17 protein-coding genes and 1 pseudogene are annotated in these 14,516 nt (G+C 36.2%); 9 read left to right on the top strand and 9 right to left on the bottom strand.

Annotation, left to right across the window (positions count from 1 at the left end; translation table 11 throughout):
- Positions 1-546, top strand: a 546-nt coding sequence (locus tag WAZ07_RS25245) for an aromatic amino acid transport family protein (RefSeq protein ID WP_336474592.1), incomplete at its 5' end; no start/stop codon positions are given.
- 218 nt (positions 547-764) lie between these two features.
- On the opposite strand, the pseudogene WAZ07_RS25240 reads toward WAZ07_RS25245, so the two are convergent.
- The 3 genes and pseudogenes from WAZ07_RS25240 to WAZ07_RS25230 form a co-directional block, all read right to left on the bottom strand.
- A pseudogene (locus WAZ07_RS25240) lies at positions 765-887 on the bottom strand (IS6 family transposase); the annotation flags it as partial.
- A 213-nt stretch (positions 888-1,100) separates the two neighbouring features.
- Positions 1,101-2,363: a neutral/alkaline non-lysosomal ceramidase N-terminal domain-containing protein gene (locus WAZ07_RS25235; protein ID WP_336474591.1), complete on the bottom strand. Its 1,263-nt coding sequence runs from the start codon at positions 2,361-2,363 to the stop codon at positions 1,101-1,103.
- A 239-nt stretch (positions 2,364-2,602) separates the two neighbouring features.
- Entirely contained in the window at positions 2,603-4,021 is a 1,419-nt protein-coding gene (locus tag WAZ07_RS25230) for a SpoVR family protein (protein ID WP_336474590.1), read from the bottom strand.
- 167 nt (positions 4,022-4,188) lie between these two features.
- Between WAZ07_RS25230 and WAZ07_RS25225 the strand changes: the two genes are divergently transcribed.
- Positions 4,189-4,530: a DUF952 domain-containing protein gene (locus WAZ07_RS25225; protein ID WP_090919214.1), complete on the top strand. Its 342-nt coding sequence runs from the start codon at positions 4,189-4,191 to the stop codon at positions 4,528-4,530.
- Between the two features lie 32 nt (positions 4,531-4,562).
- Here WAZ07_RS25225 and WAZ07_RS25220 read toward each other — a convergent pair whose 3' ends face one another.
- From WAZ07_RS25220 to WAZ07_RS25210, 3 genes are all read right to left on the bottom strand, one after another.
- Positions 4,563-5,123, bottom strand: a complete 561-nt coding sequence (locus WAZ07_RS25220; RefSeq protein WP_336474589.1) for a nitroreductase family protein — start codon at positions 5,121-5,123, stop codon at positions 4,563-4,565.
- Positions 5,124-5,377: 254 nt separating this feature from the next.
- Complete coding sequence (locus WAZ07_RS25215) at positions 5,378-6,787, bottom strand: sensor histidine kinase (RefSeq protein WP_336474588.1); 1,410 nt, start codon at positions 6,785-6,787, stop codon at positions 5,378-5,380.
- Positions 6,774-7,460 carry a response regulator transcription factor gene (locus tag WAZ07_RS25210; protein ID WP_336474595.1) on the bottom strand — a complete coding sequence of 229 codons (687 nt, stop codon included), beginning with the start codon at positions 7,458-7,460 and terminating at the stop codon, positions 6,774-6,776. Before WAZ07_RS25210 ends, WAZ07_RS25215 begins: the two co-directional genes overlap by 14 nt.
- 529 nt (positions 7,461-7,989) lie before the next feature.
- Between WAZ07_RS25210 and WAZ07_RS25205 the strand changes: the two genes are divergently transcribed.
- The 7 genes from WAZ07_RS25205 to WAZ07_RS25175 all read left to right on the top strand — a co-directional run bounded on the left by WAZ07_RS25205 (position 7,990) and on the right by WAZ07_RS25175 (position 11,996).
- Entirely contained in the window at positions 7,990-8,601 is a 612-nt protein-coding gene (locus WAZ07_RS25205) for a hypothetical protein (RefSeq protein ID WP_336474587.1), read from the top strand.
- A 144-nt stretch (positions 8,602-8,745) separates the two neighbouring features.
- The gene (locus tag WAZ07_RS25200; RefSeq protein ID WP_336474586.1) at positions 8,746-9,255 is read left to right on the top strand and encodes a PCYCGC motif-containing (lipo)protein; all 510 of its coding nucleotides are present in this window, start codon (positions 8,746-8,748) and stop codon (positions 9,253-9,255) included.
- A 183-nt stretch (positions 9,256-9,438) separates the two neighbouring features.
- Positions 9,439-9,678, top strand: coding sequence for a YhdB family protein (locus WAZ07_RS25195; RefSeq protein ID WP_090919201.1), 240 nt, complete (start codon positions 9,439-9,441; stop codon positions 9,676-9,678).
- 138 nt (positions 9,679-9,816) lie between these two features.
- Positions 9,817-10,704, top strand: a complete 888-nt coding sequence (locus tag WAZ07_RS25190; protein WP_336474585.1) for an LCP family protein — start codon at positions 9,817-9,819, stop codon at positions 10,702-10,704.
- A gap of 153 nt (positions 10,705-10,857) precedes the next feature.
- A complete protein-coding gene (locus tag WAZ07_RS25185) occupies positions 10,858-11,289 on the top strand; it encodes a disulfide formation protein C (RefSeq protein WP_336474584.1) in 432 nt (143 codons plus the stop codon).
- Complete coding sequence (locus WAZ07_RS25180) at positions 11,289-11,705, top strand: thioredoxin family protein (RefSeq protein ID WP_336474583.1); 417 nt, start codon at positions 11,289-11,291, stop codon at positions 11,703-11,705. Before WAZ07_RS25185 ends, WAZ07_RS25180 begins: the two co-directional genes overlap by 1 nt.
- A 75-nt stretch (positions 11,706-11,780) precedes the next feature.
- Complete coding sequence (locus WAZ07_RS25175; protein ID WP_336474582.1) at positions 11,781-11,996, top strand: DUF1540 domain-containing protein; 216 nt, start codon at positions 11,781-11,783, stop codon at positions 11,994-11,996.
- Between the two features lie 66 nt (positions 11,997-12,062).
- Here the strand turns inward: WAZ07_RS25175 and WAZ07_RS25170 are convergent, their stop codons facing one another.
- The 3 genes from WAZ07_RS25170 to WAZ07_RS25160 form a co-directional block, all read right to left on the bottom strand.
- Positions 12,063-12,335, bottom strand: a complete 273-nt coding sequence (locus WAZ07_RS25170; protein ID WP_090919188.1) for a hypothetical protein — start codon at positions 12,333-12,335, stop codon at positions 12,063-12,065.
- A 195-nt stretch (positions 12,336-12,530) separates the two neighbouring features.
- A complete protein-coding gene (locus tag WAZ07_RS25165) occupies positions 12,531-13,304 on the bottom strand; it encodes a L,D-transpeptidase (RefSeq protein WP_336474594.1) in 774 nt (257 codons plus the stop codon).
- A 192-nt stretch (positions 13,305-13,496) separates the two neighbouring features.
- Entirely contained in the window at positions 13,497-14,360 is an 864-nt protein-coding gene (locus WAZ07_RS25160; protein WP_336474581.1) for an SDR family oxidoreductase, read from the bottom strand.
- Positions 14,361-14,516: the final 156 nt, after the last annotated feature.

The raw sequence follows: 14,516 nt of genomic DNA, 5'->3' as shown, positions 1-14,516 counted from the left end.
GCTCAAATACAAAAAGCTTGTTATATCATGACATTCGCTGTTGTTATGTTCTTTGTTTGGAGCAGTACATTGAGTTTAACTCCAAGTGATCTTGCAATGGCAAAAAAGGAGAACTTGTCAATCCTATCATATCTTGCGAATGAGCTTAATTCGCCTATAATCACTATTGCAGCTCCTATCATTGCTTTTGTGGCCATAACAAAGTCGTTCCTTGGTCATTATATAGGAGCATATGAGGTAATGCGTGACATGATTATCAAGTCCAGTAAAAAACGCGGAAAAGATGTAGGAGAAAAAACAGTTAAGACAATGATCCTTACTTTTGTCGTATTAACATGCTGGTATGTTGCTTATGCAAATCCAAGTATTCTTGGAATTATTGATGCCCTTAGTGGTCCGTTAGTTGCTGCTATCTTATGTCTATTACCAATGTATGCGATCCATAAAGTACCAGTACTAGCTAAATACAAAGGGAAAGCGAGCAATGTATTTGTCATTATTATAGGGATACTTACTGTCCTAGCAAGTATTAAGTCATTATTCTAATTCACTATTGAAAGATTCCTAGTGGATAAGATATATAGATGCAAATTGAAAAATCAACATAAAACCCTTTTCTTTTTCGGTGGGCAAGAGCAACTGGCCATGCATAGAATCGGTCAGGGCCTATTTCTGCCACATGCGCAGCGAAAACCAAAAAGAGCAAACAAATGCAGGTTCCTTTTTTCATAGTAGCAATCTATATGTAAAAAAACAAATTGGATTTATATATGTTTTTGGACAGGCTTCTCACCTTGAGGAGTTTGTCCTTTTTTGATCATATGCATAACTTCTATTCCAGCAATCACTTTTTTAGCTGTTTGCAATGATTTTAATCCAAGCATATTGGAGTGCTGCCCCACATCCATCAACTTAAGGATTTAGACTATTTTTGAAGTTAAAAGCACGTTACTATTCTCTTATGTTAATGAGAATAGTAACGTGCTTTTTATGAATATAAACCAAAAACAAGAATTATCTTTATTAGGCCTATAAATAAAGAGCTTGGATTATTTCCAAGTTCTTAATCTATAAACCTGCTGTGCTTCATTATAAAAGTTTTAAGAATTATATAGTTCCAAAACTTTCTCCATTACAAGCTCAGCAGTATTCTCTTCTGGAGGCATCCATATATTTGTAACCGGTCCATATACCACAGGATTTAGTTCTACTTCATACCCTCCGTATCTATATTCTTCTTTTGTAGGTAAATAACCAAGATAACCGTTCGTATAACCACCAAAAAAAGCGAGTTCGTTATTCAGTTGTTCTTTAATCTCTAGAGCTGTTTCTGAAAATGGCTCCATCGGTATCCCAGAAAATGAACCTTCATTGATTTGAAATAACTGAATTTCTAAATCAATTGTTAACTGTTTCATATTTTGTTTGTATTTATCTAACACGCTAGTCAGCCATTCGTCAGTATTTACGCCCCAATGTTTTTCAGCTAATTGTGCCATCCGCTTTATTCCATCAGGTTCAGGAATATCCTTTAATTTCATTGGTAATGTGCTTGAAATAGTTTTCAACTTTGAAATTGAGTTATAAGTAATAGTTGGCAACATCATTAAGACACTTCCACTTACTATGTAGGCCATTTGTTTTAATGCTTCCATTGAACCACGATATTTTGCATTCACATTTCCCGCGGCCCCCTGAACAATTGTTACAGGACAATTAAGTGTTTGTTCGAGAATTTCCCTAGTCAAACCTGGATAATCAGCTGATAATCTATCACTATCTCCCTTTAAAACATTTGGATGCGCTGTACAAAATACAATGATCCCAGTTAAGTCCTTTGTTTGGTCGTTTCTGATTGCTAAAACACCGATTCGTTTATCCACAACCCCATTTACATCAACACCCATTTTTGCTTTACCATCAGATGTTTTCTCTCTTCGATTTACTCCTATTTCACCTGTTGTAACGTTCCACCCAACTTCAGATAGTCGCATATTGTCATTTGCAATAGCAGCAGCTCTTACTACATTATTGATTAGGATCGTTTTATAAGACGTTACTAACTCATCATCACCAGCTGTTTCGGGACCAGAATGGGTATGAGTATATACAACCATTATGTTTTCAAATGGAACATTCAACTCATTTGCGATTTGCTCCCGAATTGTTACAGTATCTTCTATTAACATCCCTATGTTATCAATGCTTATAAATACGGTCTTTGTTTCACTACTTTCAAACACATATACTGTTGCATAAATTTGTTCATCAATATTACGAATCCCTGTTTCTCTGTGGTATCCAATGAAGTCGATACCTAAGGGTGGTGTGATATCTATCTTATATGTTCCTACGTGACTCATTTGAATCTCTCCAGTTATTTATGTAATTTGTTAGTTCATTTAACTAAACTGTCCAGAACTTTCTTTTACCTTTTTAATTCTACTATAATATTCATCTTTAGAAATATTATAGAACCAACTGTTCACTACTTTATCTTCTAATTGCTAATAAAAGTAAAAAATAATTCTCTACGAAAACACCGCCATCCCTAGAACCAAATCTCCATTCAATATAAAAAAGCCGCTAATTCCAGCGGCCCTCACACATACTTCCGATGCACCATCTTCCCATCATATGAAAACACAACACTCTTATTTTCTACAGTAGACTCCATATGCACCGTTCTTCCCCATACTTGATAAACGTATGGCAATACTTTCTCTAAATATTTTAAATCCAGTTCAATTCCTTCATAACAATGCTTAATGTACAATTCGCCATTCTTTAAATGGTCCCCATCTTCGACAACTAAATACGGAAATCCACCGTTTGTTCTCATATTGACTAGCTGATCACGAACATTTTCCCAATTTTTATCAATGACTTTATAATCTTTTCCTTGGCGCTGGAATAAATACATATCTTCGCGCATGACAAGTTCTTTGTTTAAGTAATTTCGCAGGAATGATACGTCCCATTCAATTTCGCGCACTTCAAAGATTTTTTCTCTTCCTGAGTTTGGTTTTACGCCTTGGCGTATCATTTCTTTTGTCGGATTGTTATAGCGTTCTTCGATGTCTTCAAAAATCTTGATACCGAGGTAGTACGGGTTAATGCTTGTTTTTGACGGCTGCACGACTCCTGCGTTTAGCTTCGCAAATTCAATGGCTTCATCTGAGCTTAAGTCCATTTCGCGGAGGATGCGTTGGTGCCAATACGAAGCCCAGCCTTCATTCATGATTTTTGTTTCAAGCTGCGGCCAGAAGTACAGCATTTCCTCACGCATCATCGTTAAAATATCGCGCTGCCACTCTTCTAGTTCGCGGCTGTATTTTTCAATAAAGAGAAGTAAATCTTTTTCTGGTTGCGGCGGAATTTTTCTTTTCTTCCGTGCATTAGGTAATTCACGTTTCTTATTTCGATTCTCTAAGTTCCATAAATCATCATATGGCGTAGAAGCCTTTCTTGTTTGTTTTTCCTCTTCTTGATTATCTGCACTCCACGAAAACTTTGGTCTCATAAGTGAAGGATCAATGTGCTCTTGAATAGCCAACACTGCATCTAAAAACGTTTCGACTTCTGCTTTTCCGTATTTATGTTCATAAATTTTTACTCTCTCTGCAGTTGCTGCCATACTTTCCACCATATCCCGTTTTGTGTTAGAAAACCGAATATTATTTTTAAAGAAGTCACAATGCGCCAATACGTGAGCAACAATAAGTTTATTTTGAATGAGTGAGTTTGTATCTAATAAAAATGCATAGCACGGATTAGAGTTAATTACGAGCTCATATATTTTACTCAGTCCTAAATCATAATGAAGTTTCATCTTATAAAACTGTTTTCCAAAACTCCAGTGTGAAAAGCGTGTTGGCATCCCGTAGGCACCGAATGTATAAATAATATCTGCTGGACAAATTTCATAACGCATCGGATAAAAATCTAACCCAAATCCTGTCGCGATTTCCGTAATTTCCGCAATTGCATATTGCAATGCTTGCTCCTCACTGCTTCTCATCTCTTTTCCCTCCTTACACCTTCCCTTATGAAAGTGTATGAATAGAAGCAAGCTTTCATGAAGATTAAAGAAACTACCTCTATTTATTTTATCTTTTAGATGCGATTAACTTGAAAAACATGTAAAATTTTCTTTAGGAAAATAGTCATTACAAAGGGGACAATACTATGAAAACAATCATGAAAGTTATGACAGTACAAGCATGGGAGAACGCAAAGGAAACAGGAGCAATTGTCGAACCTTCTTTACACGATGAAGGCTTCATTCACTGCTCATTTCTTCATCAATCATTACGAGTTGCTCATAAACATTTTGCATCAAAACCTTCTCTTGTATTGTTAGCGATTGATGCCGAACGTGTACAAGCAGAAATTAAGTACGAATTAGCTGCAAACGGTGAACGATATCCGCACATTTACGGTGCCATACATACAAGTGCGATTACACACGTCTACACATTACATCAACATAACGATGGAACGTTCACTCTTCCAGCAGAACTCGCATAACAAAAAAAAGGATGCTCATGCATCCTTCTTTGTTATCCTTCAATAATCTCTAGCTTCTCCGTAATCGGCGTACGCTCTTTTCCTTCTGGTACTTTATCAAAATATCCAACATGTAAAATACCAACAATTCTGTGTCCTTTCGTTAAACCAATTGTTTTCATAAAATCAGGATTGTAAATGAGTCCGCCCGTTTTCCAAACAGTTCCTAATTGATGTTCCCAAGCTAGAAGCTGAAAGTTTTGTATAAATGCACATACAGCAGCATAGTCTTCATCACGCTGTACTTGGCGCGGGTCTTCATCCATATAAACAACAATTTGAGCTGGTGTATTCATAAACCGTTCTGTTAGCATTTTTCCGCGTTTTTCTCTTTCCTCTGCTGAAAATGAGCTTAAAACAGCGTTTACAAATGTTTTGCGGCCGTCTCCCATAAATAATTTACATTGCCACGGCTCGCGGTGTTTATGATTCGGTGCCCACGTTGCATCATTTAATAATTCAATCAATAATTCTTTTTCTACTACTTTATTTATAAATGTCCGAATTGATCTTCTTTCTTTCACAACAGTTGCGATGGAAGTATAAGTTGTCATCTTTTCCTCTCCTTCATCATTTTATATCTATATGTATACTCTTTTAGTTGATAAAGATTATCAATTTCAATTATAAGTTAGTTTCCTTATATAAATCAATATTTAATACAAAAAAACTCTTTTCTTTTTATCCCGCTATTCGTGGGCAGTAAGCCCCCCACTGACGGAAGTTTCACTTTATGGACATGTATAGAAGCGATTAAATCCTTTTCCTGACGTAACAAAAAATCGCCTTACTTTATGTAAGACGATTTTTATGATCTGAGAAAACGTATGATAAACGTTGTTCCTTTATCTTGTTCACTCATTACTTCAATCGTTCCATCGTGCAGTTTCACAAGTTCCTTGACAATCGATAACCCTAATCCAAATTCACCATAGCTATTCGTTCTAGAAGCATCCGCTTTATAAAAACGCGACCACACGGCAGCGACTTCTTCTTGCTTCATTCCTATTCCTGTATCTGTAATTTCAATACTTATTGTTTGTCCTTCTTCTTTTCCTCGTAATAGAATCGTTCCGTTCTCTGTAAATTGCAGACTATTTTTGGTGATGTTCAGTAAAATTTGAAGCAACCGGTCATAATCAGCGTAAACAAATAAACGAGCCGGGACATCGATTTCAATTTTATTTCCTTTTTCTTCTGCTTGCAGTTCTAATTGTTCACTAATGACTTCAAAGATTTCCTTTACGTCAATTTCTTCTTTTTGAAGTGTAATTTCATTTGAAAGAATTTTTTCATAGTCTAACGTTTCATTAACGAGGCGAATCAATCGCTTCGTTTCTTGTTCCATCATTTCATAGCAGCGCTGCTTTTTCTCCTCTGGAATGAGATCATTCTTCATCCCTTCTACTAAACCATTAATTGTTGTGAGCGGTGTTTTTAATTCATGGGAAACATCAGCAATAAATTGACGTTTTCGCTTTTCTAAACGATTAATTTCTGTCTGTGCTTTCTGAAGTTGCTGTGCCATATTATTAAAATCGTTTCCGAGCAAACCAATTTCATCATATTGTCCAATAGGAATATGTACATCATACTGACCTTTTGCAATCATTGCGCTTGCCTTGCGAAGGCGCTGCACCCGTTTTACTAAAGAGCGCGAGAAAAAAATACTGACTACGAGTACAATTAGAAACGTAACACCTGCTGCAATTAATAAATAACGATTTAATTCTGTAATAATTTCAAGTGTACTGTGAATGGGAGACGTTAACATCACACCTCCTTGCAGTTCACCATTTCTCATATATGGAATCGCAACAATTGATACAGGCTGTTCAAACCTGTTCACGTCTCGTTTTATTTTCAATGTTTCACCATGTTGAATTTTCTTCCATTCCGCCTCGCTTAACAATGGATTTTTCTTTACATGAACGGGTGATTGCGTAATTTCTCCCTTTTCATTAAAGATGAAAAACTTTGTGTCACGTGCACGTAATAGACTAGAAAAATGTTTCAATTTCACAACATGAACATCCATTTCCTTTTTCTCAAGCTCATCAATAATTTTAGTCCCATAAGAAGTAAGCTCTTCTACCTTTGTTTCATAAGCAAGATTTTCAGCTAAACTTAAAAACATGACGCTTAATAGAATAAAGGCAACAAGTAAAACAAAAATGTAACTAAACAATAACTTATAAAAATATTTAATCCTTTTCACAGACAGCTACCACTTCATCAAATTTGTAACCGATGCCCCATACAGTATGAATCCATATATGCGAGTCAGTCCTAATTTTTTTACGAAGCCGTTTAATATGTACATCCACCGTTCGTTCATCTCCGTAAAATTGATATCCCCAAATGCGTTCTAAGAGCTGCTCTCTTCGAAATACTTGGCGTGGGTGCTTCGTAAAAAAGAGGAGTAATTCAAATTCTTTTGGCGTTAAATTATTCACTTTCTCGCCGTCTAAAAATACTTCTCTCGTTTCTTCATTAATTTGAAAATGATTCGTTTCACTTTTTACCTGTTTTTTGGATAAACGACGAACAACTGCCTTCATCCGTGCGATTAATGCAAGCGGGCTAAACGGCTTCGTAACATAATCATCTGCCCCAATTTCTAACCCTAGCACTTGATCTGCTTCGCTATCTTTTGCTGTTAACATAATGATAGGAACGTCACTGCTTTCTCTTATTTTTTTACATAGTTTTATACCATCCATCCCTGGAATCATCCAATCTATAATAAGCAAATCCCATTCTTTCTTTTGAACCAATGCATATGCTTCTAAGCCATCTGCGACAAATGTTACTTGAAAGTTTTCTTTCAAAAAAAACATTTCAAGCATGGAACACACACTCTCATTATCCTCTACAATTAATACATGCATCGCAGCATCTTCTCCATTCATTGAAATCTTTTTCTTCATTTTAAAACTCTTATCATATAGAAACAACTTGCTACTTCTCTTTTTTCTTACATACATATAAAGTGAAACTTCCATCAGCGGGGGTTTTCTCCATCCCCACTGATGGAAAGCCCTCACCAATCGGACTTTTACGGGCAGTTATCCCCCACCTATCTTCTTCGATTCTCTCTCAATCTTGAGGTGGGGGTTTACTGCCCGTTAATGCGGGATAAATCTATTTTAAATTTTCAACATATAAGTCGCTGCTATGCCTAACAAAACATGAACGCTACTTGCTTTCTCCCTTTGTTTTAATCCTTGCACGTGGCAGGAAAGGGCCCTGACCGCTACTATACATGGCCAGATGCTCTCGTCCTCCCTAAAAAGAAAGGGTTTTTGACGTCGTTTTTTCAATTTGTACTTATATAAAACATAATTTGTTCATAGTTTTGTCATACTTTTTGGATAAGCTATAACAAAAGCAATCAACTACATATAGGAGTGATAGAACATGAAGAAAAAGCTAGTAACAGGAATGTTAGCGGTATCATTATTATGCGGAGCAACATCGCTAACTGCATACGCTTCTACGAATAACTCACGAGCAGAAACGAAACAAGAAACGAAACACCACAAATTTATTTCTGAAGAGCAATACAAATCATTAACAGAAAAAGGCTATCAAAAGCATGAAATTTGGAAAGCGGCTCGCATCGCAAAGTTAAGCGGCAAAGATATTAACACTGTATTAGACTACTATAAACAAAAACGAGTATGGAAAGAAACTGCGCAGCACTTCGGCGTTGATGCGAAGAAACTACATAAACATCATATGAGTAAAGAGATGAAAGCAAAATTGTTTCAAAAAGTAGCAGACATGCAAAAATCAACGCCAGACCAAGTGAAACAAACAATGCGTGACTATGAAGTATCTTTATTCCAGCTTGCTGCGCTCAACATTATTTCACAAAAGAGTAACACACCTTTAAATGACGTTTTAAAAATGAAGAAAGACGGTATGAATGTAAAACAAATTGCTGAAAAATTAAATGTGAAAAAAGAGGATATAAAAGCTGAAATGAAGAAATTAAAAACAGAAATAAAAGTGAAAAAAGCAAAATAAGGAAGGAGTGTATATTCGCTCCTTCTTTTTTACTTCTAAAATTGAGCTACGCTTAATATATGTTTAATACCTGTCCATTTCTCGTAGGAAATAACTGAGGAAACTGTTACAATTTCAGTAAAGTGAAAATAAAGGGGGATGCCAATGAAAAAGCCGCTTTTGTTATGTTGTATGACGGGAATACTTACATTTACAATGATAGGCTGCAACAATACGGAACAAAAACAACCAGCAAAAGAAACGAGCTCATCACATAAACATCATACAGAAGAGCAAAGAGATATTGCCGAAACAACAAAAGGAATCGATACACTTCCTTCTTTCTTATCTGAACATGATGCACAAATTAAAAAAGTTTACGATGTGACAGGACAGCACGCTGAATTACTTCAATGGATTCCATGCTACTGCGGATGCGGTGAGAGCGCGGGACATAAAAGCAATAAAAACTGCTTTATTCGTGAAATCAAAAAAGATGGTCAAGTTGTTTGGGATTCTCACGCAACAACTTGTGTAAATTGTCTAGAGATTGCACTAGAATCAGCAAGATTACAAGAAAAAGGTAAATCGCCGCTTGAAATTCGAAAATACATTGATAATAAATATAAAGAAGGATATGCAAAACCAACACCTACTCCAATGCCAAAATCGTAAAATAAAATTTTTTGATGTATTAAAATATTCCCCATTTAAACGAAAGAAAAACGAGGAATTATCTCCCTCGTTTTTTTATGTAAAGCCCCATTAATTCCATCGCACTGTTAACAAATTCTTTCAAGTGTATTTCTTTTTTTCTGTCACACACTATATATAACTCCTCATTAAAGGAGGCACACAATGCACACATACACCGACTACGATAAGGCTCTTTATTACACATATTGCTGTAATTGGGAGAAGCTGCTTGTGCTTATGGTACAAACAGAAGATCAGTTGTTTTCAAAACGAATTGAACACTTCCTACACGCGTATCAATACGGCAAAGATTTATCAGAAATTGACAAACAACTTCAACTTTTGTTTCAATATATCGATCATGCTACGCAGAAAACATATACAGAACAAGTCCATATGTAAATCACAACATATAAAACGAATGGAGCTCCGACTATGATAAGACGCTATCCCTATGCACCGGGGTAGCGTTTTTGTATATTTTGCCAAGCTATTGTTCATAATGCATATTATGAACATTAAGCAAACGGACGTGATGGTATGAAAAAACACATTTACTTACTTTTACTTATCGTACTATTGATAATTGGTTGTCAAAAATCACCAAAACAAACACCGCCTAAGTTTCAAGGAGTGAAAAACGAGCAAGGATTACTTAATGTACTCCTAATTGGAAGCGATTCACGCGGGGAAGCACAAGCTAGAGCTGATACGATTATGATTGCACAATATAATAAACAAGAAAAAACGGTCAGGCTTGCTTCTATTATGCGCGATAGCTACGTAGAGATTCCTACATACGATAAAAAGTATAATAAAATTAATGCCGCCTACTATTATGGCGGTCCTGAATTATTACGAAAAACCATCCAACATAATTTTGGAATCGATGTATCCCATTACGTTACCATCGACTTTGCCGCATTTGAAAAAATTGTAGATACCGTTGCTCCAGAAGGAATTGCCGTAAATGTAACACAGACAATCATCAACGATATGGGATTACATGTACAACCTGGTTCTCAGCGATTACACGGAAAAGAATTATTAAAATATGCACGCTTCCGTCATGATGCTGAAAGCGACTTTGGACGTGTACAGCGCCAGCAAGAAGTACTACAAGCATTGCAAAAAGCCTTTACCGAAAAAGTGCAATCCGTAGACGGAGTCTTCCAATTACCTATGATGGTACAAGACCTTCTCCCTTATATTCAAACTAGTATGGATACTCAAATGCTATTCTCACTTGGCAGTAACGTTCTCGTTCATCCTATCGAAAAAGTGAAAACGATGCGAATTCCAGTAGCAAATGGATATGAACCAAAAACATACGAACATGCCGGGGCAGTATTAGAACTTGATCCACACAAAAATAAAGAAGCAATTTACGACTTTTTTATGAATTCAACGAAAGCTGTAAACCATTAAAATCCAATGAAAAACAAGGTGTATATCACCTTGTTTTTTTATTCCCGAGTTTTCAGCGTAAAAAACTTTTATTTTGTCGAATGTTTTTCTTTCTTTTTTCCTCCTCCTCATACTATAATTTTGTATGTAACTATTATAAGAGAGGTATAAAAAATGGACCGCGAAAAAAAACAAGAAGCTCTGTTATTTACCGCTTGGGGAACTTCATTTATTGCTACAATCGGAAGCTTATATTTTTCCGAAATTATGAAATTTGAACCTTGTGCATTATGTTGGTACCAACGTATTTTTATGTATCCATTTGTGTTACTGCTTGGAATTGCAGTGGCACGCAAAGATTACCGCATTGCCACATATTCTTTTCCAATCGCAAGCATCGGCGCTTGTATATCGCTATACCATTATGCCATTCAAAAAATTCCTGCTTTCTCAGAAGCCGGTACAATATGCGGACGAGTTCCTTGTACAGGACAGTATATTAATTGGTTCGGCTTCGTCACAATTCCATTTTTAGCACTAATTGCGTTTGTAATGATTTCAATTTGTAGTTTTCTTTTACTAAAGACAAATAAGGAGATGAAATAATGAAGAAAATGTTTCTTTTCGGCGGTATTGTCATCGCTTTATTAATCGCTATTTTTGCTGTATCAAACATAGAACAAAAAGAAGAAACCAAAACAGATTACTACACAAATAAAATTTCTCTAGACGATATTCGAAAAAACATACAAGAAAAGAAAGATCAAACGATATACTTCTACCAAACAAGCTGTCCACACTGCCATAAAGTATCACCAATTATCGTTCCAATGGCAAAAGATATGAACATCGATATGAAAGTTATCGACTTAGAAAATGAACCAAAGGCTGTGTGGGATGAATTTAAAATTACAGGTACACCAACTACCATCCACTTTAAAGAAGGTAAAGAAGTAAGCCGTATTGAAGGAGAACAACCGAAAGACGAATTTAAAAAGTGGTTTACCCAAAATAAAAAGTAACAAGAAAAGGAAACTTCCTGTATACATGAAGTGTGCCCAAAAACCTCACACTATTTGTATAAGGAGGGGGATCCTATGCCAGAAGTACGATGCTCTGTCTCTAACTGCTCATTTTGGGGACAAGGTAACTTTTGTCAAGCAAATGCCATCTTCGTACAACCTGACTCTCAAGAGTCTACACACTCAGAAGACGAGTCATATACAGATACAATTTTCTCTGGACAAACGATAGAAAGTTCGGCAACAACAAGTGTAGAAACATGTTGCCATACATTTCAGCCAAAATATTAAACCGCTGCCCATCTCATCAGACTACATGAGATGGGCTTTCTTTTTCGCCTTTATCATCGTACACTCTTATATCCAAATAAACCCTTGCTTCCAAACATCATGCATCATTGCAATATATACAATAAGAATAAAAGCCGTTCCGCCCAATGTAATCCGGCGATATATACTATCTTCACACTCTCTCGCTTCAACAAATGCCCATACAAATCCCACTAATAACAATAAGTCTATATACGGAATGTACATAGAAAAGATAAATGAAATAAACAAATATATAACAAATAAACACAATGCGATTAAAAAAATTTTAAATGCAAATTTACCGTCTTCCTTTTCCATTGCATATTCCCCCTCACTTTTACAACATTCTATTCAAGGAAGAATTCAGATGCGATATAAAATGAAACTTCCATCAGTGGAGAGTTTTTTCATCTCCCACCTATCTTCCTCGTTTCTCTCTGAATCTTGAAGTGGAGGATCTTACTTCCAGTTAATGCGGGATGAAAAAAGGATACCATGTCCAAACGGTATCCTTTACTTTACTTCGTATTTTCGTTTATATATATTGCTTAATACGGAGTAAGGAACTTGCTCATACTTTACTGTCGTTTCTTTTTCATCCATAATATATAAATTATTCCCTATATAATAAAATCCTTTCTTTCCTTGCGAATACACAGGATATACTTCATTCGGTAATACTGTTTGAATTTCTGTAAATTGTCCGTTCGGCTCTTGCCAATATATTTTCGTCTGATCGATCGTTGTAATCTTCCCAATCTGCCCTTCCTCTAGCATACGTCCGTTCCAGCTGACAACCCGGTATCCAAATTGATGCGCTGCATATTCAGGAGATGTATGAAAATGAGTAATAATTACCCTCGTTTGTAATGGAATTCGCTCATACAACCATTGAATATCTCGATCATACATACGAATACATCCGTTCGACTCACGTCTGCCAATCGTCCATTCACGATTTGTCCCATGAATTCCATATTCATTTTTATTTAAGCCCATCCATCTAGTACCAAGTGGATTATTAGGTGCACCACCTGGAATATTTTTTCGATGATATTCTTTATTTTTATATTTATTAATAATGCAAAATGTTCCTTCTGGTGTAGGCGTGTTTTTCCTGCCTGTTGTAATAGGAAAAGTTCGTACATAGTTTCCATCTTCAAAAAAAGATAATTGATTTGTTGCTAAATTTATAAGCAATAAATGATCTGCCTTCTCAGCAAAAGCAATTGGTACCCATAAAAAAAAGAAAAGAAATAATAATGCAAGTGAACATGCTTTTTTCATCAATGTCACCTCTATATTCCCCTCAAAATCTCACCATGAAAATACTATGGTTCATTTAGTTTTTACTATAAATTCAATTCTTATGAATGAGAGACTGATCTTTACGATCAGTCTCTTTTTATGCGCTCTCAAAACTATCAGCGATTCGACACAGTTTAAAGACCCTTCGACACCGTTCAGCACGAGAGTATCCTAACCGTTAACAATTACGCCCCCGTTAACGTGTAGGATTTGTCCCGAAACATAAGTAGAATCATTTGAAGCTAAATATACATAAGCCGGCGCTACTTCATACGGTTGTCCCGGCCGTTTCATCGGAACATTGCTGCCAAATTCAGATACTTTTTTCTCATCGAAACTTGATGGAATAAGCGGTGTCCAAATTGGTCCTGGAGCAACGCCGTTAACTCGAATACCTTTTGGAACTAAAGATTTTGCCAATGAACGTGTAAAAGAGACAATCGCTCCTTTTGTTGCCGAATAATCAATGAGCTGCTCATTTCCTTCATACGCCGTAATGGAAGCGGTGTTCACAATGACATCACCTTGTTTTAAATGAGCAAGTGCCGCTTTTGTTATATAAAAATACGAGAAGATATTAATTCGAAATGTCTTTTCCAGCTGCTCTGCTGTAATAAATTCTAAGCCTTGCTGCGGATATTGCTGCGCGGCATTATTCACAACAATATGTAAACCTCCCAATTGCGTGGCAGCCTCTGCTACAACTTGTTGGCAATGCTGCTCTTCACTTACATCACCTGGAAATAAAAAACACTTTACACCTTGCGCTTCGACCCAGCGCTTCGTTTCCTCTGCATCTTCATGCTCATCTAAATACGCAATCGCTATATTCGCTCCCTCTTTTGCAAAAGCGATCGCTACCGCTCTTCCAATTCCGCTGTCTCCTCCTGTAATCAGTGCAGCTTTTCCTTGAAGCTTCCCACTTCCTACATAATTCTCATCTATACATTTCGGACGTGGATTCATAATCTTCTCAATTCCCGGCTGTTTCTCTTGATGCTGCGGGGGCAGTGTTTTCTTCGGTTGTTCCGTCATACTATAAAAAACCTCCTTATCATATGTCTTTCTTATGATGTACGAAATCAAAAAAATATACTTAATTCTTACAAAAAACGAAATATATACATAGAAAACGCGTTTAACATTCGAAATTTCGCCATAGAAAACCGAAAAAATGAATTTCTTTCTCTA

Source organism: Bacillus bruguierae (assembly GCF_037104725.1).
GTDB lineage: Bacteria > Bacillota > Bacilli > Bacillales > Bacillaceae_G > Bacillus_A > Bacillus_A bruguierae.
This window is presented reverse-complemented; position numbering and strand designations above follow the sequence as displayed.

Bases quoted from the DNA above. Each gene is read 5' to 3' on its own strand.
- WAZ07_RS25210 (WP_336474595.1), bottom strand. From the start codon at position 7,460: ATGCATGTATTAATTGTAGAGGATAATGAGAGTGTGTGTTCCATGCTT.
- WAZ07_RS25195 (WP_090919201.1), top strand. From the start codon at position 9,439: ATGCACACATACACCGACTACGATAAGGCTCTTTATTACACATATTGC.
- WAZ07_RS25235 (WP_336474591.1), bottom strand. From the start codon at position 2,363: ATGAGTCACGTAGGAACATATAAGATAGATATCACACCACCCTTAGGT.
- WAZ07_RS25180 (WP_336474583.1), top strand. From the start codon at position 11,289: ATGAAGAAAATGTTTCTTTTCGGCGGTATTGTCATCGCTTTATTAATC.
- WAZ07_RS25185 (WP_336474584.1), top strand. From the start codon at position 10,858: ATGGACCGCGAAAAAAAACAAGAAGCTCTGTTATTTACCGCTTGGGGA.
- WAZ07_RS25160 (WP_336474581.1), bottom strand. From the start codon at position 14,360: ATGACGGAACAACCGAAGAAAACACTGCCCCCGCAGCATCAAGAGAAA.
- WAZ07_RS25225 (WP_090919214.1), top strand. From the start codon at position 4,189: ATGAAAACAATCATGAAAGTTATGACAGTACAAGCATGGGAGAACGCA.
- WAZ07_RS25170 (WP_090919188.1), bottom strand. From the start codon at position 12,335: ATGGAAAAGGAAGACGGTAAATTTGCATTTAAAATTTTTTTAATCGCA.
- WAZ07_RS25220 (WP_336474589.1), bottom strand. From the start codon at position 5,123: ATGACAACTTATACTTCCATCGCAACTGTTGTGAAAGAAAGAAGATCA.
- WAZ07_RS25230 (WP_336474590.1), bottom strand. From the start codon at position 4,021: ATGAGAAGCAGTGAGGAGCAAGCATTGCAATATGCAATTGCGGAAATT.
- WAZ07_RS25205 (WP_336474587.1), top strand. From the start codon at position 7,990: ATGAAGAAAAAGCTAGTAACAGGAATGTTAGCGGTATCATTATTATGC.
- WAZ07_RS25190 (WP_336474585.1), top strand. From the start codon at position 9,817: ATGAAAAAACACATTTACTTACTTTTACTTATCGTACTATTGATAATT.
- WAZ07_RS25165 (WP_336474594.1), bottom strand. From the start codon at position 13,304: ATGAAAAAAGCATGTTCACTTGCATTATTATTTCTTTTCTTTTTTTTA.
- WAZ07_RS25200 (WP_336474586.1), top strand. From the start codon at position 8,746: ATGAAAAAGCCGCTTTTGTTATGTTGTATGACGGGAATACTTACATTT.
- WAZ07_RS25175 (WP_336474582.1), top strand. From the start codon at position 11,781: ATGCCAGAAGTACGATGCTCTGTCTCTAACTGCTCATTTTGGGGACAA.